The sequence below is a fragment of the Nocardia sp. NPDC004123 genome, from assembly GCF_053603795.1.
Genome location: NZ_JBSGGG010000012.1, coordinates 195,123 through 213,905, shown reverse-complemented (window position 1 = coordinate 213,905; position 18,783 = coordinate 195,123). Strand labels below are relative to the sequence as shown.

The window sequence follows — 18,783 nt, the reverse complement described above, 5'->3', positions numbered from 1 at the left end:
GCGAAACGTCACGCATGGCACGGATTCGGCAACGGTAGAGGTTCGGAGCCGAGACCACCGAGTACGTGGGCGTTCACACGGCAAGTCCCCAGTCCGCTCTCAGAAACGGCATGCTTAATGGGAGGTGACCTGGGGGCTCTACTGATGAGGGATGCCATGACCGTGCAACCACATTCGCCGAATCGGTCCGCCGCGGCCGGATCCGGTTCATCGCGTTCACGCACCATCCGGGCCGCGGCCGCCGCGGCAGTGGCACTGGCCGCCACCCTGGGCCTGGTGGCCTGCGGGCCGTCGACGCTGCCGGGCAATCCGATCGCGCACTCGCCGGGTGGCGTCACCCAGAGCCAGCCGATCGACTTCACCACGCCCCCGGCCGATCTCGACTCCGCCGTGCAGGGCGTGGTGCCGGGCATCGTGGACGTGAACACCGAGCTCGGGCTGCAGAACGGTGAGGGCGCGGGCACCGGGATCGTGCTCAGCTCGGACGGCTACGTGCTCACCAACAACCACGTGGTCGAGGGCGCGACCAAGATCTCGGTCACCGATCTGGGCAATGGCCGGACCTACGGCGCCACCGTGGTCGGCTTCGACCGCAGTGAGGACATGGCGGTCATCAAACTGACCGGCGCGTCCGGTCTGCAGACCGCGCCGCTCGGGGATTCGGACAAGGTGGCGGTCGGCGACACGGTGGCCGGCGTCGGCAATGCGGGTGGACGCGGCACGCCCACCGCGGCCGCGGGCAAGGTGACCGCCCTGGACCGGGCCATCACCGCCAGCGACGACTCCACCGGCAGCTCCGAGCAGTTGACCGGGCTCATCCAGGTCGCCGCCAATATCGAACCGGGGGATTCGGGCGGCCCGCTGGTCGACGCGGCCGGACAGGTCATCGGCATGGACACCGCCGCCTCCAAGGGCTTCCGTTTCAGCATCGGCGGCGGCGAGGGCTTCGCCATCCCGATCAACAAGGCGCTGTCGGTGGCCAAGCAGATCGAGGCCGGCCAGGCCTCGGATCGGGTGCACATCGGCGACACCGCGTTCATCGGCGTCTCGGTCAGCTCGGTCTCCGGCGGCGCGGAGATCCGGGGCGTGGTCCAGGGCGGCCCGGCGGACCAGCTCGGTCTCGAGGCCCGCGACATCATCACCGGCGTCGACGACCACGCGGTCACCTCGGCCAACGACCTCACCTCGACCATGGATCACCACCACCCGGGCGACACCGTCACCCTGAAGTGGACCGACCAGACCGGCCAGTCCCAGTCGGCGCAGGTCCAGTTGGGTAAGGGCCCGATCGGCTAGCGAGTAGCGGGGCGAAGAGGCGAGAGGCGCATCCCTCGCCTCTTTCTCTGCGCGCGGTGTCTCTCATCTGCGCGGTGTGAGGAATTGCATCCCTGCCGGGAGCGGCCGGAATGGCAGACTGACATTCGTCAGAACAACCCGGGGACCCGGTCATGGGCCTCGAGGAACGACGAAAGGGACGATGATGTCCGTATCCGATGCGGAAACCCCTGTGTACGGGTCTGCGGCACCGAAGACTCCCACGCGGCGGAAGACGCGAGTGCAGCACCTGCAGCAGATGAAGCAGGCCGGTGAGCGCTGGTCCATGCTCACCGCATACGACTATTCCACCGCCCGGCTCTTCGAAGAGGCCGGGATTCCGGTCCTGCTGGTCGGCGATTCGGCCGCCAATGTGGTGTACGGCTACGACACCACGGTCGCGATCACCGTCGACGAGCTCATCCCGCTGGTGCGTGGCGTGGTGCGCGGTGCGCCGCACGCGCTGGTGGTGGCGGATCTGCCGTTCGGCAGCTACGAGTCCTCCCCCGAGCAGGCCCTGGCCACGGCGGTCCGCTTCATGAAGGAGGGCGGCGCGCACGCGGTGAAGCTGGAGGGCGGTGAGCGGGTGGCCGACACCATCCACAAGCTGACCGCCGCCGGTATTCCGGTGATGGCGCACATCGGGTTCACCCCGCAGAGCGTCAACACCCTCGGCGGGTTCCGGGTGCAGGGTCGCGGTGACGGGGCCGAGCAGCTCGTCGCCGACGCCATCGCGGTGCAGGAGGCCGGGGCCTTCTCGGTGGTCATGGAGATGGTGCCCGCCGAGCTGGCCGGGCAGGTCACCCGCAAGCTGACCATTCCGACCGTCGGCATCGGCGCCGGCGCGGAATGCGATGCGCAGGTGCTGGTCTGGCAGGACATGGTCGGCTACACCGGCGGCAAGACCGCCAAGTTCGTCAAGCAGTTCGCGGATGTGGGCGGTCAATTGCGTACCGCCGCAGCCACTTACGCCGACGAGGTGCGGCGCGGCGTGTTCCCGGGTCCGGAGCACAGCTACTGAGCCGCCCTGCCGCGCAGTGATCGAGGACGCCCCCGCGAGGACCGCGGGGGCGTTCTTTCATAGCAGTCGGCTATTGGAATCTATTCGCCGCCGATCATCTCGGTCCACTGCGAACTTTTGGTGGCAGACTCGGAAGCCAACGAGCTGGATCGACCAAAGGGAAGTTCATGGATCGTGGAACGAGTCGCTGGATTCGGCGGGCGCCACTACTGGTCGCGGCGGTGGCCACCGTCGCATTGACCGCGGCCTGCGGGGGCAACTCCTCGACCGGCTCGACGCAGCCGCAGGGCTCCTCCTCGTCGTTGTCCTCGACGCCGGGCAAGCCGACCACCACGGGCGGACCGACCACGTCGGCGGGCAGTGGCTCGGGGCTGACCGTCTCCGACGAGGCGGCCAAGCAGCTGTGCGACCTGATCCGGCCGCAGCTGTCGGACTGGCGGGTGCAGACCCCGACCATGGACAAGATCTCGCTGAACGCGACCGTGATCCAGTGGGCGACCCAGAACGGCTTCCTGCTGCAGTTGCCGAGCAATCGGGGCCTGGTCGACCAGGTCACCACCAAGGCCTGTCCGGATGTGCGCGATCAGGCCCTCTCCGCGATCGAGATCCCGGATCTGGCCTCGGGCCTGGCGGCCGGCTGATGCGAACGCTCTACCCGCCGATCGAGCCCTATGAGCAGGGCCTGCTGGACGTCGGCGACGGCCAGCGGCTCTACTACGAGGTGAGCGGGAATCCGGACGGCAAGCCGGCGGTCTTCCTGCACGGCGGCCCCGGCGGCGGCACGTCGCCGTATCACCGGCAGTTCTTCGATCCCGAGGCGTACCGCATCGTCCTGTTCGATCAGCGGGGTTGCGGCCGGTCCACGCCGCACATCGCGGACGGGGCGAGTCTCGAGCACAACACCACCGGGCATCTGGTCGCCGATATCGAAAGGCTGCGAACGCATCTCGGCGTCGAGCAGTGGCTGGTGTTCGGCGGTTCCTGGGGTTCGACGCTGGCGCTGAGCTATGCGCAGGCCCATCCGGAGCGGGTCACCGAACTGGTGCTGCGCGGGATATTCCTGTTGCGGCGCAAGGAAATCGATTGGTACTACAATGGCTCCGCGGGGTACGTGTACCCCGATGAGTGGGAGAAGTTCCTGGCGCCGGTGCCGGAAGCCGAACGCGGGCAGGATCTGATCGAGGTCTACCACCGCCTGCTGCACTCCCCCGATGCCGCCCTTGCCACCGACGCGGCCGTCGCGTGGTCCACCTGGGAGGGTGCCACGAGTTCCCTGCTGCCCCAACCGGAACGGGTCGCCGAAACCGCCGACCCGCGCTTCGCGCTGGCCTTCGCGCGCATCGAGAACCACTACTTCGTCAATCACGGCTTCCTCGACGAGGGGCAGCTGCTGCGCGACATCGGGCGCATCGCCCATATTCCCGGCGTCATCGTGCAGGGCCGCCACGACGTGGTGTGCCCGGCCGCCAGCGCCTGGGATCTCCATCGGGCCTGGCCCGGTTCGGAATTGCACCTGGTGCCCGACGCCGGCCACGCCGCTCTCGAACCCGGCATCACCCACCATCTGGTGGAGGCCACGGACAAGTACAGGACGTAGATGAGTACCACAGCCGGTCCCGCATTGATCGACGCCGTAGCCGCCGATGTGGACCGGCTGTGTACCGCCGAACCCGATGTGCGCCAGGACCTTCCGGATTCCGTGCACAAGATGCGGGTCGCCACCCGGCGACTGCGCAGCGTCCTCAAGTCCTACCGCCGGGTGCTGCGGCGCAAGCCGGTCGGCGAGATCACCGACGAATTGCGCTGGCTGGCCGGACTGCTCGGGGTGGCGCGCGACGCCGAGGTGCGGGCCGAACGGTTCGCCACGCTGCTCGGCGACACCGGAGTGCCGTTCGACGAGCAGACCGTGCCGCTGGGTGAGAAATCCGCTCCCCGAAAGGATTTCGGGCAGCGACTGGTCGACGAGGAGCGCCGGTTCTACGCCGCGGCGCACCGGGCGGCGGTCGACGCCTTCGACGGCAGCCGCTACCGCAGCCTGGTGAAGCGCCTGCACCGGCTGATCGCCGACCCGCCGCTGCGCGCCTCGCACGCCGACGAGCCGGCCCAACCGGTCTTCGCCGGCGTGCTGCGCCACGACTTCCGGGCACTACGCCGCCTGGTGCGCACGGAGCCCGGCCTGTCCGGGGAGGAACGCGTCGAGCGGCTACACGATATCCGCAAGGCCGCCAAGCGATTGCGCTACTCGGCCGAGGCCGCCACCGAGGTGCTCGGCAAGCCCGCCGAGGAGCTCGGCAGAAAGGCCAAACGCCTGCAGGGTGTGCTCGGCGATCACCGCGACGCCGTGGAGGCCCTGGAGACCCTGCGCACCCACGCCTCCGAGGCCGGCGAGTCCGGCTACCAGCGGCTCTGCGATGCCGAGGAGGCGGCGGCCGCCAAGGCGCTCGAGGAGTACCCCGACGCGATCGAGTTCCTGCGCGAACAGCCGCTCGGTTGACCAGCGCCCGGCGGGCTAGTTGATGCGCATGCTCGCCGGGTCACCGTGGCCCCAGCCCGCGGGGTGCGCCCCCTCGACCGCGGACACCGTTTCACCGTGGTGATGCCCGTTCGAGTCGTGCGGGTGCCCGTTCGGGTCGTGGTGGTCCCGGTGCGCGGCGTGCGGCATGATGCGGTCGATCCAGGCCAGCAGTACCGCCGAAACCACGAATGCCAGGTGGATGAGCACCGGCCACAGGTAGCGCGCACTGTGCGCGCCCGGGTCGGTGTCGGTGGTGATGGAGATGAACGTCTTCAGCAGGTGGATCGAGGAGATGCCGACGATGGACATGGCCAGCTTCACCTTCAGCACATTGGCGTTCACCTGTGCCAGCCACTCCGGCTGATCGGGATGCCCGTCGATGCGCAGGCGCGACACGAAGGTCTCGTAGCCGCCGACGATCACCATGATCAGCAGGTTGGAGATCATGACCACGTCGATCAGCCCGAGCACCGACAGCATGATGCTGGTCTCGACATTGCCGTCGGCGAACAGCCCGTGCACCAGATCCCACAGCTCGCGCAGGAACTGCCACACGTACGCGGCCTGCGCCACGATCAGACCCAGGTACAGGGGTAGCTGCAGCCAGCGGCTGAGGAAGATGAAATAGCCCAGACTGCGCTGCTGGGCGGCCTCGGGGGAATTCGCGTTCGGGTATGGAAAAGCCATGGGACTCAATACAGCACGTGCGAAATCAAGCACCGATCAGTAATCGATCACGGCCGCGGGCGCCGCTCGGGAATTGATGTCTTCCTGATCGATCGTTGATGTGCGCGCCGATAGGTTCGCCGCGTGCAACACGGAATTCAGCAGAAACGCCGCGGCCCGCTGTGGCTGGTCGCGACCGCGGCGGCGCTCATCGTGGGCCTGGTGCTCGCGCTGTCCACCTACGAGGTGGGCCGGACCCGGGCGGAGGCCTCACATCCCTTCGGCAATACGGCGGTCAGGGATCGGGTGGACCTGGGCATCTGGGTCGCCAAGATCGACCCGGTCACCCAGACCACCACCGTCGAGGTACTGGCCACCCCGCGGGGCGCGCTGGCGGACAAGAACGGCAATTTCGCCGCCGACACCCTCATCTACACCTCGGCGCTCAAGGCCGATCCGATCAAAATCAAAGCGGGCGAACCGATCTCCGCGGCCGAGGTGAGGGTCGTGGTGGAGGGCACGCTCACCGACTACCCGTTCGACACCTATGACGCGGTGCTGGCCTTCGATGTGTTCAGCGGCGACCGGCGCCTGCCCACCGCCGCTACCGTGGCCAGCGGGGACACGCTGTTCGCGGTGAGCGAGCAACCGGAATCCGGCGCCGACAACGGCATCGATCTCGGCGTGCACGCCGCCCGGTCCGTCCCGTCGCTGACCTTCGCCCTGTTCATCATGATCCTCATGCTGGGTCTGGCCCTGGCCGCTGCCATCGCCTGCTATTACGTCCTGGCCGGTAAGCGCGGTCTGATGTTCCCGGCCGTATCCATGATGGGCGCACTGCTTTTCGCGCTGGTGCCATTGCGCAATGCGGTGCCGGGCGGCGCACCGATCGGCTCGATCATCGATTTCACATCGTTCTTCATCGCGGAGGGCATTATCTCGGCGGCCCTGGTGGGCACCGTGATCGTCGGCTACCGCGTCGAAATGGCGAAGGAACGCGAGGAAAAGGCGGCCACGCGGCATCCGACCGATCAATTCCGAATGCTCACGCCGCAGCGGTGATTCACCATTCGGCGAGCGAACCGTCCCTGCGGTGCCAGATCGGATTGCGCCAGCGGTGCCCGGTCGCGGCGGCGCGGGCGACGGCACGCTCATCGATGCGGAGGCCGAGGCCGGGTTCGCGCGGCAGGCCGACGTAGCCGTCGCGGTAGTCGAAAACCGCTGGGTCGATCAGATAATCGAGCAGGTCGGAACCCGTGTTGTAGTGGATGCCCAGGCTCTGCTCCTGAATGAGCAGATTCGGGGTGGCGAAGCCGACCTGCAGGCAGGCGGCCAGGGCGATCGGACCGAGCGGGCAGTGCGGGGCCAGGGCGACATCGCGGGCCTCCGCGAGTGCGGCGATGCGGCGGACCTCGGAGATGCCGCCCGCGTGGGACAGGTCCGGCTGCACCACGGCCACACCGCGATCCAGCACCGGGAGGAAGTCCCACCGCGAATACAGCCGCTCGCCGGTGGCGATGGGAATGGCTGTGCCGCTGGTGATCTCGCCGAGCCGGCCACCGGCCTCCGGCACCAGCGGCTCCTCGACGAAGAACGGCAGGTACGGCTCCAGCAGGGGCAGCACGCGCCGTGCCATGGCGACGGACAGGCGGCCGTGGAAGTCGACGGCGATATCGAAGTCGTCGCCGGTCGCCTCCCGCACGGCGGCCACCCGGTCGACGATGTCGAGGGTCGCGCGGGGCGTGTCGATCGGCTCCAGTTCGGCCGAGGCGTTCATCTTGATCGCGGTGAAGCCCTGGGCCTTTCGCTCCAGCGCGGTGGCCGCGACATCGGCGGGGCGATCGCCGCCGATCCAGCTGTAGACGCGAATCCGGTCGCGCACCGCACCGCCGAGCAGCTGCCACACCGGTACGCCGAGCGCCTTGCCGGTGATGTCCCACAGGGCCTGGTCGATGCCCGCGACCGCGCTCGACAGGATGGGTCCGCCGCGGTAGAAGCCGCCCTTGGTGAGGGTCTGCCAATGTGCCTCGATGCTCATCGGGTCCTTGCCGACGAGGTAGTCGGACAGTTCTTCGACGGCGGCGGCCACGGTGTGGGCGCGGCCCTCGATCACGGGCTCGCCCCAGCCGGTGACGCCTTCGTCGGTGTCGATGCGCAGGAAGCACCAGCGCGGCGCGACCAGGTAGGTGGTGAGTGCGGTGATCTTCACCGGGATTCCTTTCGCACGCTCCAGCCACCGTCGACGACCAGGTTCGCGCCGGTGATGAAGGAGGCGTCGTCGGAGGCGAGGAAGGCGACCGCGGCCGCCACCTCCTCCGGCGCGCCCAGCCGGTCCAGCACCGTTGCCCGAGCGGATAATTCGCGCCCCTCGGCGTCCACGTCGTCCCACACGGGCGTCAGGATGGGTCCGGGCAGCACGGCATTCACCCGCACCCGGTCCTGCCCGTACTCGACCGCCAGCTGCCGCACCAGGGCGGTCAGCCCGCCCTTGGCCGCGGCATAGACCGGATACCCCGGCAGCCCGAACTGGGCATGCACGCTGGACACCGCGACCACGTTGCCGCGCTGGGCACGCAGGTCGTCGATGAATGCCCGCACGCCCAGGAACAGCGGCGTCAGATTGACCGCGAGCCCGTCGTCCCACTGCCGCCTGCTCAATTCGTGCGCCGGCACGATCGCCTGCCGAGACGCATTGCTGCACAGGAAATCCAGGGGCCCGAACCGATCGTTCACCCGCGCCCGCAACGCGTCCCACGACTCCTCGAGCGTCACATCGCACCACTGGAATTCGGCCTGCGCCCCCATCGCCCGGATCTTCTCCGCCACCTCACGCCCACCGACCCGATCGATATCCGCGACGACGACCGCCGCCCCCTCGGCGGCCAGCCGCCGCGCCGTGGCCGCCCCGATCCCCGAGGCCGCCCCGGTGACGACCGCGACCCGGTCCGTCAGACGACACATGCTCTTCCCCTTCATCCTCATCGCTGAACATCGGCCCCATCGAGCAGCCCGAGCTCGTCCCGATAGGGCAGCCCCGCCCAATCCCCCGGCACCGAGACCGCGAACGCGCCGCAGATGGACGCCAATCGCAAACGCTCCGAGACAGATCCGCCGTCCAGCAGCCCGGCCAGATACCCGGCGACGAACGCGTCCCCGGCACCGATGGGATCGACCGCGGTCACCGGCACCGCGCCCTCGCGCAGAAACGCCCCGCCGGCCCAGGCCGCCGCCCCGTCGGCCCCGAGCTTGAGCACGATCTCCGAAGGGCCTTGGGCCGCAAGCAATTCGGCCGCTGACACCAGGTCCCCGGTCGCCACGTCCGGGCCCGGCTGGGCGGTGGTTCGTGCACCCACCGGCGCGTTCGAGCGTCCACCCCGCAGGAGCAGGGCCGCCTCGTCCAGTCCAGCGAAGAGGATGTCGGCCCGCGATACCAGCTCGGCCAGCTCCGTGGCGGCCCGGGCGGGCGTCCACAGCGCACGGCGATAGTTGACGTCCAGGGACACCGGCACGCCCGCATCGATCGCGATGCCGACGGCCGAATCCACCGCGGCACGCGCCGAATCACTGAGGGCGGGAGTGATTCCCGTGATGTGCAGGACGCCCGCAGCGGCAATCCGGGCGGTGTCGGCCTCGTCCACCGACAAGCGGGAACCCGCCAGCCCGCGCCGGTAGTAGGTGACCCGGGTCCGGTCGGCCGTGCGGCGTTCGCGCAGCATCAGCGCGGTGGGTAGTTCCGGATCGATCCGGCAGTGCGACACGTCGACCTGCTCGGCCCGCAACCGTTCCAGGATCATCCGGCCCATCGTGTCCGCGCCGACGCTGCCGATCCAGGCGCTGTCGTGCCCCAGCCGCCGCACGCCGATGGCGACGGTGGCCTCCGCCCCGGCGAACTCCAGCCGCATGGCCGCGCCGGGGGCCAGCGGACCGGGGTCGGTCGCCGCCACCACGCCGAGCGCCTCCCCGAGCGTTACCAGTCCGCCCCTCATGACAGCTGGTCCCGGACGAGGAGTACGCGCTCCCGCAGCGCGTCGAGATCGCCACCGGCACAAGCGTCCCCGATGAGCGGCGATCCGATCCCCAGTGCCGCGGCCCCCGCATCCAGATAGGCGCGGACCGCACCGAGCCCGATCCCACCGGTGGGCACCAGCGGGATATCGGGCAACGGCGCACGAACAGCTTTGATGTATCCCGGTCCGCCGACGGCGGCCGGAAACACCTTGACCATGGCGCTTCCCGCCGTCCAGGCCCGATGAATCTCGGTGGGCGTGAACGCACCCGAGACCACCGGCACACCGAGCCGGCGCCCCTCGACGATCACTTCCTCGATCACCGCCGGGGTGATCAGGTACGCAGCCCCCGCCTCGACCGCGAGCGCCGCATCCTTTGCGGTGAGCACGGTGCCGACTCCGATCGGATGCGCCAATCCCGCGCATTCACGGACGGCATCCAACGCCCCCGCGGTCGTCAGCGTGAATTCGACCGCGGTGACTCCGGATTCATGCAGAACTGCGGTCACCTCCACGAACCTGTCAGCGCTGGGTGCGCGCAGAATCGCGATGACCGGAATTTCCGGCCGCAACGGGTCGGCGAATGCCGGATCCGCCGCTGCGCCGGCCGGCGAGGTCCGCGGTGTGTCATCGGCCATCGGCGCAGACCAGCCTCTCGTCTGCGAACGGCGTCGACGGCAGGCCGATCACTCCGGGGACACAGGCGAACAGCCGGCCCGCGCCGGGTTCTCGTGCGGCTCCGCCCTCGGCCGCGGTGGTTATCACCAGAACATCCAGGTTGGGTCCGGCGAAGGCGCAGCTCGAGACTTGCGAGGGGCCGACATCGACTGTGGTGTGGAGGTTGCCGGAGGGGTCGAAGGCGCGGACTTGGCCTGCGCCCCAGACCGCGACCCAGACGTGACCCTCGGCGTCGACGGTCAGGCCGTCCGGCTCGCCGTCATCGAAGTGCGCGAATGGCCTTCCGGCACCGAGTGTTCCGGTGTCGGGGTCGTAGTCGAAGGCGTCCACGCGGCGGGTGGGGCTGTCGGCGTGGTAGAGGGTGCGGCCGTCAGGGCTCCACCCGAGACCGTTGGAAATGGTGATGCCCGTGCGGAGAGTGGTGAGGGTGCCGGCGGGGTCGAGGCGGTAGAGGGCGGCGCTGTCCGGCACGCCGTCTTCGGACATCGTGCCCGCGAGCAGTGTGCCGCGCGGGTCGACCTTGGCATCGTTCAGGCGACGACGCACTCCGTCGTCCGGGAGCGGCAGGGTGACGACCGGGCTGAGTGGCCGGGCGAATGTTCCGCACGGAGACTTCTCGGACGAGCGCTCGGCGGCGACAGGACCGTCGACGCGGAAGATGGTGTCTCCCATCGTCGCCAGCAGTCCGCCGGAGGCGCACGGCAGTACCGCGCTGACCGGCGGGTCGAGGCTGATGGTCGCCCGGGGGGCGAGGTCGGGGGTGCTACCGGTCAGGGTGGCGCGGTGGATGTGGCCGCCGCGGATGTCCACCCACAGCAGTTCCCCGGTGCGCGGGTCCCAGACGGGCGCTTCGGACAGGCGGCCGGGCGGGGGTGCGCACACGTGTGCCCTGAGAGTTCTCATGGTGAGCTCCGGCCCGCTATGTCGGCAGTCCGACGGCGCGTTCGCCGCTGCGCCGCTGTTGGATCACCACGGCCGCGACCAGCAGCGAGCCCTGGGCGACGTTCTGCCAGAACGTATTGACGCCCACCACGTTCAGGCCGTTGTCCAGCGCGCCGAGCAGGATGACCGCGAGCAGCGTGCCGCCGACCGTGCCCTTGCCGCCCTTGAGGGCGCAGCCGCCCAGCGCCGCCGCGGTGATCGCCTTGAGTTCGAGGCCCTCGCTACCGGAGACCGGCTGGCCGGATCCGGTGCGGGCGGTCAGGATGATGCCCGCGATGGCCGCGACCACGCCCGCCAGCATGTACACCGCGATCAGGTACTTGTTGATGTTGATGCCGGAAAGTCGTGCGGCCGTGTCGTTTCCGCCGATGGCGTAGATATTGCGCCCGATGTCGGTGTACTTCAGGAGCACGTGCACGCCCAGCGCGACCAGGCCGAGGACGATCACCGGCACCGGCAGCCCGAGGATCTTGCCGCGTGCCAGGAAGATGAACACATCGTTGTCGAGGACGAAGCCCTGCGCCTTGCCGCCCGAGATCAATTGAGCCAGACCCTTGTACGCGGCCAGCGTGGCCAACGTCGCGATGACGGGGTTGACCCGGCCGTAGACGATGATGATGCCGTTCGCCAGGCCCAGCACCAGTCCGGCACCGATCGCGGCCAGCATCCCGGCGAAGGCGTTGCTCCCTGCCGAGGTGAAGGCCATGGCGCTGATGACCGAGGCGACACCCGCCTGCGAGCCGACCGAGATGTCCAGGGCGCCGCAGATGATCACCACGGTCTGCACGACGGCGAGCAGCCCGAAAACCGTGACCGCGTCACCGATTCCGGCGATATTGCGCGGATCCAGGTAGCCGTCGTTGAGCCAGGCGAAGATCGCCACGACCACGACCAGCGCGCCGATCAGGCTGAGATTGCCGGTGCCGATGAAGCGGATCACCCGGCGCGGGGTGAGTGCGGTCAAACCACCGAGGTAGCGGGCGAATACGGGTGTCGGCGCGGAAACCGCTGTCTCCGTATCCATGTCGATTCGTTGGTCGGTCATGATTTCCTAAGGTCGCTGCGCGGTCAGGTCGTCAGCCATGGCGAGGGCGAGGATCGCCTCCTCGCTGGCGTCGGCGCGGTCCAGTTCGCCGGTGACGCGGCCCTGCTGCATGACGACGATGCGGTCGGCGAGGCCGAGGACTTCGGGGAGCTCCGAGGAGATGACCAGCACCGCCACGCCGGATCCGGCCAGTTCCTCGATGATGTGGTAGATCTCGATCTTCGCGCCCACGTCGACGCCGCGCGTGGGTTCGTCCAGGATGAGCACGCTGGGTTTGCGGGCCAGCCAGCGCGCCAGCACCACCTTCTGCTGATTGCCGCCGGAGAGCTTGCGCACCTCCTGCTCGATCGAGGGCGTCCGGACCCGCAGCGACTCGACATACCGGAGCGCCAGTGCGCGTTCCGCACCGCGGCGCACGAAACGCCAGTGCCGCAGGCGATCCAGCATGGCGAGCGAAATATTGTCGCGCACACCGCGATGCAGCAGCAGCGCCTGCGCCTTGCGTTCCTCGGGCGCGTATCCCATTCCGGCCCTGACCGCGTCGCGCGGCTGGCGCAGCCGCACCCGGGTGCCATCGATCCGCACCTCCCCGGACCGGATCGGCAGGTCCCCGGCCAGCGCGCCCGCCAGCTCGGAACGACCCGCGCCGACCAGCCCGGCCAGCGCCACCACCTCACCCGCGCGCACCCGCAGGCTCACGTCACGCACATCGTCGGTGGTCACGTGGTCCACCTCGAGCAGCACCCGCCCGAGTTCGGAATGCTTGCGCGCGAACACCGTCGACAGATCGCGGCCGACCATCATCCGCACGATCTCCTGATCGTCGGTGCCGGCGGTATCGCGCACGCCGACCAGCGCGCCGTCCCGTAGTACGGCCACCCGGTCGGCCAGCTGGAAGATCTCCCGCATGCGGTGGGATACGTAGATCACCGCGAGGCCGCGGTCGCGCAGGCGGCCGATCAGCGCGAACAGTGATTCGGTCTCGTGATCCGACAACGAGGAGGTCGGTTCGTCGAAGGCGATGACCTTGGCGTCGGTGGTCAGTGCCCGCATGATCTCCACCAACTGCCGTTGCGCCGCAGTCAGTTTCGAGCCGAGGGTGTCCGGATCCAGATCCCGGTCGAAGCCGAGCCGGGCGAGATCGGCGCGCACGCGGGCCCGCAGTGCCGCGCGATCCAGCAGTCGGCTCGCGCGGCGCGGCAGCGCGCCGAGATAGACGTTCTCGGCGACCGAGACGTGCGGCACGATCTCCGGTTCCTGGCCGATCACCCGGATGCCCGCGGCGCGCGCTGCCGCAGGACTCGCCAATTCCAGTGGCGCACCGTCGAGTTCGAGGGTGCCGCTGTCGGGACGATGGTCACCGCCGAGGATCTTGATGAGCGTGGATTTCCCCGCGCCGTTCTCCCCCATCAACGCGGTCACCATTCCGGCGGGGAAGTCCAGGCTCACCTCGCGCAGCGCGGGCACGCCCGCGAAGCCCTTGGTGAGCCCGGAGACCCGCAGTCCCGTCAGCTGCACGTGACGCCTGCCTGTTGCCAGTTGGTGGCGTCCACCATCTTGGTCGGGGCAAATGCCTCGGCGGGCATGGACTTTCCGTTCTTCAGGTAGTCGTACATGGTCTGCACGGCCAGCGCGCCGACGTCCTTGCCATTGATGAACAGGGCCGCCTTGAAACCGGTGGGCTTGCCGCCGCGCCATTCCTTGCAGGCCAGATACGCGCCGAGGCCGACGCCGAGCACATTGTCGGCGGAGTAGCCGGCGTTCTGGATGGCCGCGACACCGCCGCTGACGTTCTCGTCGTTGCAGCCCATGACGATCCAGTTCTTGACCGAGCGATTGCCCGCGACGGTGGCGGAGATCTTGTTCTGCGCGTCCGACGGGGTGTTGTCGGTGCCGACCTCGATCACCTTGACGTCGGCGCCCGAAGCGTCCTTGAAGGCCTTCTGATTCGCCTTCACCCGATCGGTGCAGACCGTCACGTCCTGCTTCCAGGCGTCGACGATCGCGGTGTCCTCCGCCTTCCAGCCCGCCTTCTTGAAGTCCTCGCCCGCGCGGGTGCCGACCTCGGTTCCCATTTGCGTGCCACTGAATCCGACGCGCGGCACCAGATTGTCCTTGGTGCAGGAGGCCGGATCCGGGCCATTGGTGCAGACCTGGTCGTCGGAGGTGAGCAGGGCGACGCCACCCGACTTGGCCAGCTGCGCGACCTGCGGGCCGACCGAGGGATCCGGGACGACCACGATGACGCCATTGGCCTTCTGGTTCACCGCGTTCTGCACCTCGGTGACCGCCTTGTTGGCGTCATTGCCGAGGTTCACCACCTTCAGGTCGACGCCGAGCTCCTTGGCCTTGGCCTTGGCGCCGTCGGCCTCGCCGATGAAGTATTCCTGGTCGCCTTGCTTCTGGGCGTAGACGAGGTTGATCGTGCCCGAAGTGTGCTGCGGGCCTGCGTCGTTCGAGCCGGAATCCTTGCCCGACGAGCAGGCGGTCGCGGCCAGGGCCAGAGCGGCTCCGCAGACCAGCGCGCTGGTCCATCGGCGTCGGTGGGTCCAGGACATGAGCACTCCTAGGTGATCTGCCACACAGTAGGCATCGGTAGTGATGCCGGTTACAGTAGGACTTCGGATAACTGTTGTAAATACTGTTGGCGGAAGTAGTCTCACGCACAGCTAGGGTATCTTCGCGGGCAGCAGCGAAAGGAGCGGGCGAGGCCGTGTACCAGTTGACCGCGCGGGATATCAGGCGCCGCAACAGGTTCTGCGTACTGCAGGCGGTGTACGCCGCGGCGGGGCACACCAGCCGGCAGGAGATCGCACGAGCCACCGGGCTGTCGTTCGCGACGATCGGCAATCTGATCGCCGAACTGCTCGAGGTGGGGGTGCTCGCCGAACTCGGCTACGAGGCAGCGGGAATCGGCCGGCCGCGCGCCCAGCTCGCCATCAATCCCGACCGCGGCAGGCTGATCGGCGTCGATATCGCCGAAACCGGCATCCACGTGGACGTTTTCGACCTCGCGATGTCGGTGCTGCGGTCGAGCGAGATCCCCGTCGATCCCGCCGCGACCACGCCGGAGGACATCGTGGAGCTCATCGTGCAGGGCATCGACGAGGTCATCGCCGGCGATGCCGACACGGTGCTCGGCATCGGCCTGAGCGTGCCCGGCCTGGTCGAACCCGAGACCGGGAAGTCGGTGTTCTCACCGTACTGGCACTGGCACGACGTCCCCCTCAAAACCCTGCTCGAGCAGCGGCTACCGTATCCCCTCTACCTGGACAATCCGCTCAAGGCCAGTACCGCGGCGCAACTCTGGTTCGGCGCCGGCCGCGATGTCGACGACCTCATCGTCGTCACCCTCCGGGCGGGCGTCGGCATCGGCGTCGTCATCGACGGCATGCTCTACCGCGGCGTCACCAACAGCGCCGGCGAATGGGGCCACACCAACCTGGTCCTCGACGGCCGGTCCTGCACCTGCGGCCGCAACGGCTGTGTCGAAGCCTATGTGAGCGCCCCCGGAATCGCCGCGACCCTGCGCGAAATCGATTCCGCGAGCGACCTTCTCACCGACAATGCCGCCTCCACCGTCGCGGCCGTGGCCACAGCCGCCGCCCGCGGCGACGAAACCGCCCACGCCGTCATCGAAAAGACCGGCCACTACCTGGGCGTGGCCATAGCCAACCTGGTCAACCTCTTCAACCCCCGCCGCATGGTCTTCGGCGACCTGGTCGCCCGCCACCTCGGCACCCCGCTACTGGAAGCAACCCGCCGCGCCGCCGCCCACCACGCCATGTCCGACCCCTTCGCGGCAGTAACCCTCGAACTCGACACCCTCCCCCACAACCCCTCCAGCCTCGGCGCAGCAACCTTCGCCCTCGAGGGATTCCTGGCCGACCGAGAAACTTTCACCTCCATAGCCACCCGCCGAGCCCGCCGCACCGACACCCCACCCCTGACCCCGGCCTGACCGCGGCCACACCCCGCCGTTGGTTACCCGCCTCATGCCTCAGGTCGAGGCACGGTCAGAGTCGGTCGATCTCGGTGAGATCGATGTCGATCTCGAACGGCACGGTCAGCTGAAGCCGATCGTGATGAATTCCGGTGAGCGCGTAGGTACTTGTGGCCGGATCGAGCTCATAGACGTACACCACCGGGCGTCCGTCGACGTTTTCGACGCGCCAGAAGTGCGATATCCCCGCTCTGGCATACAGCTGAGGCTTGCGCTCTCGATCTCGTGTTCGCGATTCCGGCGAGACGATTTCGACGACCAGCACCACATCGTCGGCCTGGTATCCGGTGAGGCCGTGATCGCCGTCGCGATCTGCGTGTACCACGATCACGTCCGGCTCAGGGCGTTGGTCTCGGTCCAGGGTCACGGTCATCTCACCTCGGACCCGCATATCAGCTGGGACGTACCGGCGCAGCCCTGCGTCGAGGAGGATATTCGCCAAGCGGTGGAACTTCGCTTGCGGGCTTACGAAGACGAGACTCCCGTCGATCAGCTCGGTGTGCGGCGGCAGGTCGGGCAAGCGGTCCAGATCCTCAGCGACGAACCCGCCCGGCGGCGGGCGCAACCACTGCGGGAACGGTTCGACGGTCATGTGTTCGAGTATGGCATCGAAGGCGCTGGTCCGGCGGGGTAGCCGAACATGACCGTGCGGGTCGTGGGGTCGGCCTCGGCGAGTCGCACTCGTACCGTCCCGCCTTCCGGGGGTGTGCCGGTGCACTTGGCGAGGACGGGTGGGTCGGCGATGAAGATTTCGGCGGGGCGGGTGGCGTTGGCTTCGCGGAGGACCACGGCGTCGAAGTCGGTGCCGAGGCGGGGGGACAGGACGGTGGCCTCGGTGAGGTCTACGCAGGCGCGTTCGACCTTGCCGGCCATGGCGTCGGTGCGGCGCATGGCGTCGGCGACGGCGGTGAGGTCGTCGCGGACCCAGTGCGGGACTTCGGTTTTCGCGCAGTGAGCCAGGCAGATCTCGGTGGCGTAGCGGTCGCCCAGGCGGCGCAGGGGGGCGGTCACGTGGGCGTAGGGTGCGCCGATCGCACTGTGCTGCAAGGCTTCCGGGGCCTGGCCGTTCAGGATGGTGTAGGTCGCGCCGCGTAGCAGGCCGGTGGCCTCGGACATGAGCACCAGGGCGGCGGGAGTATTGCAGTCGAGTGTGGCCAGCATGCGGCCCGCGGACTCGTTACGCGGCCAGGACACCCCGACCGCGGCGGCGGTGTGGCGCATCGACTCGATGGCGGCCGGGGCGGGCGGTGGCATGGTGCGCAGCAAACCCACGTGCTCGGGGTTGCCGGACCCGTTCGATTTATAGCCATCGAGCATGATTCGGGCCGCGCACATACCGGCCAGCAGGGAGACCTGTTCGTTCCAATCGTCGACGGCGGTGCGCGGTTCGACGGCGAGCTGCCAATGGTCGATTCCGGTTTGCTCGCCGTCGCGCACCACGGTCTGCGAGGGCAGCCGCAGGGTGATCGCGCCGCGCTCGAGTCCGGCATCGATGCGCAGGCGGCCGAACACCGGCAGCGCCGCGAGGGACGGGTGCAGGCGGCCGGCATCGGCGTCGGCCTGCACACCCCGATAGTCGAGGCGGACGCGGGAGCGCACCAGGGCGCGCGTCACCGTGTAGTGCACGGGCACGGCGCGCGCGTCGCATTCGATGGTCCACAGCGCGACCGGGCGGTCCACGCCGGGCAGCAGGCTGGCACGGCCCTCGGACAGCACCGGCGGGTGCAGCGGGACGGTGCCGTCGGGAAAGTAGAAGGTCTGGCCGCGGGCCAGGGATACGCGGGCCAGTTGCCCGCCGGGAACGACCATCGCGGCCACATCGGCGATGGCGTAGTAGAGCAGGAATCCGCCGGCCGGGGTGCGCTCCAGATACAGCGCCTGATCCAGATCCATGGCGCCGGGGGGATCAATGGTGACCAGCGGAATCTCCCGCCGATCGGCCCGGGCGCCCGCGAACGCGTCCACCGCGTCGCGGGCCTCGGAGACGGCCCCGGACGGGTAGTCCGAGGCCAATCCGAACTCAGCTCGGACGACGCCGAAGTCCACCGGCGCCGACACGATCCGCTGATGCAGTTCCACTGCGGAGACTGTCCCTACTGCAGGGCCAGCATGGTGCCGTTCAGCTCGTTGAACGGACCGTACACGGTGAACACCACGCGACCATCCGGGTACTGGGACGACATCGCGGCCGCCGAGTCCAGAGCCTCCCCGAAGGACGCGGCCGAGGGATGCGGCAGGCCCGCGATCGCCTGCCCGATGTGGGTCTGCGCCACCCACACCGTGTCCGCGGGGGTGAGATCGACCTGCACCCCACCCGGCAGCGGGGTCACGGTGGCCGCCGAGGCGGAACCGGCACCCAGCACAGCGGTAGCGGCGGCAGCGAGAAGCGCACCGACTGCCAGTTTGCGAGCAATTCGCATGTAGACGAGACCTGCTTTCCGACGTTTGTTGAGCCCTTCGCCCCGTTGCGGACCGCAACGGAACTTTCCAACGCGCAACACTTTATGACGTCGATCACGTTCGGTGCCAGTTCGGAGCAGATAACCCCGCTCGACACGCCGAGCCGCGCCGCTACACGCCGTGTGGCGCGTC

The 18,783-nt window shown here is 68.8% G+C and carries 19 protein-coding genes; 7 read left to right on the top strand and 12 right to left on the bottom strand.

The genetic code is table 11. The features are described 5' to 3' along the window. Positions 1 to 156: 156 nt before the first annotated feature. The 5 genes from ACWEQQ_RS19480 to ACWEQQ_RS19460 all read left to right on the top strand — a co-directional run bounded on the left by ACWEQQ_RS19480 (position 157) and on the right by ACWEQQ_RS19460 (position 4,829). Positions 157 to 1,296 (top strand): S1C family serine protease, encoded by a 1,140-nt coding sequence (locus tag ACWEQQ_RS19480; RefSeq protein ID WP_452339478.1) that lies wholly within the window; start codon positions 157 to 159, stop codon positions 1,294 to 1,296. Between the two features lie 184 nt (positions 1,297 to 1,480). Next, positions 1,481 to 2,335 carry a 3-methyl-2-oxobutanoate hydroxymethyltransferase gene (panB, locus tag ACWEQQ_RS19475; protein WP_452339624.1) on the top strand — a complete coding sequence of 285 codons (855 nt, stop codon included), beginning with the start codon at positions 1,481 to 1,483 and terminating at the stop codon, positions 2,333 to 2,335. A 167-nt stretch (positions 2,336 to 2,502) separates the two neighbouring features. Then, entirely contained in the window at positions 2,503 to 2,976 is a 474-nt protein-coding gene (locus ACWEQQ_RS19470; RefSeq protein ID WP_452339479.1) for a hypothetical protein, read from the top strand. Further along, on the top strand, positions 2,976 to 3,932 hold the full coding sequence (pip, locus tag ACWEQQ_RS19465) for a prolyl aminopeptidase (protein WP_452349145.1): 957 nt from the start codon (positions 2,976 to 2,978) through the stop codon (positions 3,930 to 3,932). The genes ACWEQQ_RS19470 and pip overlap by 1 nt, the downstream gene beginning before the upstream one ends. After that, positions 3,933 to 4,829 carry a CHAD domain-containing protein gene (locus ACWEQQ_RS19460; RefSeq protein ID WP_452349144.1) on the top strand — a complete coding sequence of 299 codons (897 nt, stop codon included), beginning with the start codon at positions 3,933 to 3,935 and terminating at the stop codon, positions 4,827 to 4,829. A 15-nt stretch (positions 4,830 to 4,844) separates the two neighbouring features. On the opposite strand, the gene ACWEQQ_RS19455 is transcribed toward ACWEQQ_RS19460, so the two are convergent. Next, complete coding sequence (locus ACWEQQ_RS19455; protein WP_452349143.1) at positions 4,845 to 5,537, bottom strand: TIGR00645 family protein; 693 nt, start codon at positions 5,535 to 5,537, stop codon at positions 4,845 to 4,847. A 123-nt stretch (positions 5,538 to 5,660) separates the two neighbouring features. Here ACWEQQ_RS19455 and ACWEQQ_RS19450 point away from each other — a divergent pair, with 123 nt between their 5' ends. Then, a complete protein-coding gene (locus ACWEQQ_RS19450) occupies positions 5,661 to 6,578 on the top strand; it encodes a DUF4436 family protein (protein WP_452349142.1) in 918 nt (305 codons plus the stop codon). A 1-nt stretch (position 6,579) separates the two neighbouring features. On the opposite strand, the gene dgoD is transcribed toward ACWEQQ_RS19450, so the two are convergent. Genes dgoD through ACWEQQ_RS19410 form a run of 8 tightly spaced genes read right to left on the bottom strand, consistent with a single transcriptional unit; the run spans position 6,580 to position 14,746 of the window. Further along, the gene (dgoD, locus tag ACWEQQ_RS19445) at positions 6,580 to 7,725 is read right to left on the bottom strand and encodes a galactonate dehydratase (protein WP_452349141.1); all 1,146 of its coding nucleotides are present in this window, start codon (positions 7,723 to 7,725) and stop codon (positions 6,580 to 6,582) included. Further along, positions 7,722 to 8,477 carry an SDR family NAD(P)-dependent oxidoreductase gene (locus ACWEQQ_RS19440; protein WP_452339485.1) on the bottom strand — a complete coding sequence of 252 codons (756 nt, stop codon included), beginning with the start codon at positions 8,475 to 8,477 and terminating at the stop codon, positions 7,722 to 7,724. Before ACWEQQ_RS19440 ends, dgoD begins: the two co-directional genes overlap by 4 nt. A 17-nt stretch (positions 8,478 to 8,494) precedes the next feature. Beyond that, the gene (locus ACWEQQ_RS19435; RefSeq protein WP_452349140.1) at positions 8,495 to 9,502 is read right to left on the bottom strand and encodes a sugar kinase; all 1,008 of its coding nucleotides are present in this window, start codon (positions 9,500 to 9,502) and stop codon (positions 8,495 to 8,497) included. Beyond that, on the bottom strand, positions 9,499 to 10,161 hold the full coding sequence (locus tag ACWEQQ_RS19430) for a bifunctional 4-hydroxy-2-oxoglutarate aldolase/2-dehydro-3-deoxy-phosphogluconate aldolase (RefSeq protein ID WP_452349139.1): 663 nt from the start codon (positions 10,159 to 10,161) through the stop codon (positions 9,499 to 9,501). The genes ACWEQQ_RS19435 and ACWEQQ_RS19430 overlap by 4 nt, the downstream gene beginning before the upstream one ends. Next, positions 10,151 to 11,104: an SMP-30/gluconolactonase/LRE family protein gene (locus tag ACWEQQ_RS19425; RefSeq protein WP_452349138.1), complete on the bottom strand. Its 954-nt coding sequence runs from the start codon at positions 11,102 to 11,104 to the stop codon at positions 10,151 to 10,153. The genes ACWEQQ_RS19430 and ACWEQQ_RS19425 overlap by 11 nt, the downstream gene beginning before the upstream one ends. A gap of 16 nt (positions 11,105 to 11,120) precedes the next feature. Beyond that, positions 11,121 to 12,188: an ABC transporter permease gene (locus ACWEQQ_RS19420; protein WP_452349137.1), complete on the bottom strand. Its 1,068-nt coding sequence runs from the start codon at positions 12,186 to 12,188 to the stop codon at positions 11,121 to 11,123. Between the two features lie 6 nt (positions 12,189 to 12,194). After that, positions 12,195 to 13,706 (bottom strand): sugar ABC transporter ATP-binding protein, encoded by a 1,512-nt coding sequence (locus ACWEQQ_RS19415; protein WP_452349136.1) that lies wholly within the window; start codon positions 13,704 to 13,706, stop codon positions 12,195 to 12,197. After that, on the bottom strand, positions 13,697 to 14,746 hold the full coding sequence (locus ACWEQQ_RS19410) for a substrate-binding domain-containing protein (RefSeq protein WP_452339491.1): 1,050 nt from the start codon (positions 14,744 to 14,746) through the stop codon (positions 13,697 to 13,699). The genes ACWEQQ_RS19415 and ACWEQQ_RS19410 overlap by 10 nt, the downstream gene beginning before the upstream one ends. A 155-nt stretch (positions 14,747 to 14,901) precedes the next feature. On the opposite strand from ACWEQQ_RS19410, the gene ACWEQQ_RS19405 reads away from it, so the two are divergent. Next, positions 14,902 to 16,149 carry an ROK family protein gene (locus ACWEQQ_RS19405; RefSeq protein ID WP_452339492.1) on the top strand — a complete coding sequence of 416 codons (1,248 nt, stop codon included), beginning with the start codon at positions 14,902 to 14,904 and terminating at the stop codon, positions 16,147 to 16,149. A gap of 55 nt (positions 16,150 to 16,204) precedes the next feature. Here ACWEQQ_RS19405 and ACWEQQ_RS19400 read toward each other — a convergent pair whose 3' ends face one another. From ACWEQQ_RS19400 to ACWEQQ_RS19390, 3 genes are read right to left on the bottom strand one after another with little or no spacing between them, the layout of a single operon-like run. Beyond that, positions 16,205 to 16,783, bottom strand: coding sequence for a Uma2 family endonuclease (locus ACWEQQ_RS19400; protein ID WP_452339493.1), 579 nt, complete (start codon positions 16,781 to 16,783; stop codon positions 16,205 to 16,207). After that, entirely contained in the window at positions 16,780 to 18,270 is a 1,491-nt protein-coding gene (locus ACWEQQ_RS19395) for an RNB domain-containing ribonuclease (RefSeq protein ID WP_452349135.1), read from the bottom strand. The genes ACWEQQ_RS19400 and ACWEQQ_RS19395 overlap by 4 nt, the downstream gene beginning before the upstream one ends. Before the next feature lie 14 nt (positions 18,271 to 18,284). Continuing rightward, a complete protein-coding gene (locus ACWEQQ_RS19390; protein WP_354838327.1) occupies positions 18,285 to 18,611 on the bottom strand; it encodes a hypothetical protein in 327 nt (108 codons plus the stop codon). Positions 18,612 to 18,783: the final 172 nt, after the last annotated feature.

Excerpts from the sequence above, each read along its gene's own strand:
- ACWEQQ_RS19425 (WP_452349138.1), bottom strand. The coding sequence starts at position 11,104 with ATGAGAACTCTCAGGGCACACGTGTGCGCACCCCCGCCCGGCCGCCTG.
- ACWEQQ_RS19400 (WP_452339493.1), bottom strand. The coding sequence starts at position 16,783 with ATGACCGTCGAACCGTTCCCGCAGTGGTTGCGCCCGCCGCCGGGCGGG.
- ACWEQQ_RS19440 (WP_452339485.1), bottom strand. The coding sequence starts at position 8,477 with ATGTGTCGTCTGACGGACCGGGTCGCGGTCGTCACCGGGGCGGCCTCG.
- ACWEQQ_RS19455 (WP_452349143.1), bottom strand. The coding sequence starts at position 5,537 with ATGGCTTTTCCATACCCGAACGCGAATTCCCCCGAGGCCGCCCAGCAG.
- ACWEQQ_RS19390 (WP_354838327.1), bottom strand. The coding sequence starts at position 18,611 with ATGCGAATTGCTCGCAAACTGGCAGTCGGTGCGCTTCTCGCTGCCGCC.
- ACWEQQ_RS19430 (WP_452349139.1), bottom strand. The coding sequence starts at position 10,161 with ATGGCCGATGACACACCGCGGACCTCGCCGGCCGGCGCAGCGGCGGAT.
- panB (WP_452339624.1), top strand. The coding sequence starts at position 1,481 with ATGTCCGTATCCGATGCGGAAACCCCTGTGTACGGGTCTGCGGCACCG.
- ACWEQQ_RS19470 (WP_452339479.1), top strand. The coding sequence starts at position 2,503 with ATGGATCGTGGAACGAGTCGCTGGATTCGGCGGGCGCCACTACTGGTC.
- ACWEQQ_RS19420 (WP_452349137.1), bottom strand. The coding sequence starts at position 12,188 with ATGACCGACCAACGAATCGACATGGATACGGAGACAGCGGTTTCCGCG.
- pip (WP_452349145.1), top strand. The coding sequence starts at position 2,976 with ATGCGAACGCTCTACCCGCCGATCGAGCCCTATGAGCAGGGCCTGCTG.
- ACWEQQ_RS19480 (WP_452339478.1), top strand. The coding sequence starts at position 157 with ATGACCGTGCAACCACATTCGCCGAATCGGTCCGCCGCGGCCGGATCC.
- ACWEQQ_RS19435 (WP_452349140.1), bottom strand. The coding sequence starts at position 9,502 with ATGAGGGGCGGACTGGTAACGCTCGGGGAGGCGCTCGGCGTGGTGGCG.
- ACWEQQ_RS19410 (WP_452339491.1), bottom strand. The coding sequence starts at position 14,746 with ATGTCCTGGACCCACCGACGCCGATGGACCAGCGCGCTGGTCTGCGGA.
- ACWEQQ_RS19460 (WP_452349144.1), top strand. The coding sequence starts at position 3,933 with ATGAGTACCACAGCCGGTCCCGCATTGATCGACGCCGTAGCCGCCGAT.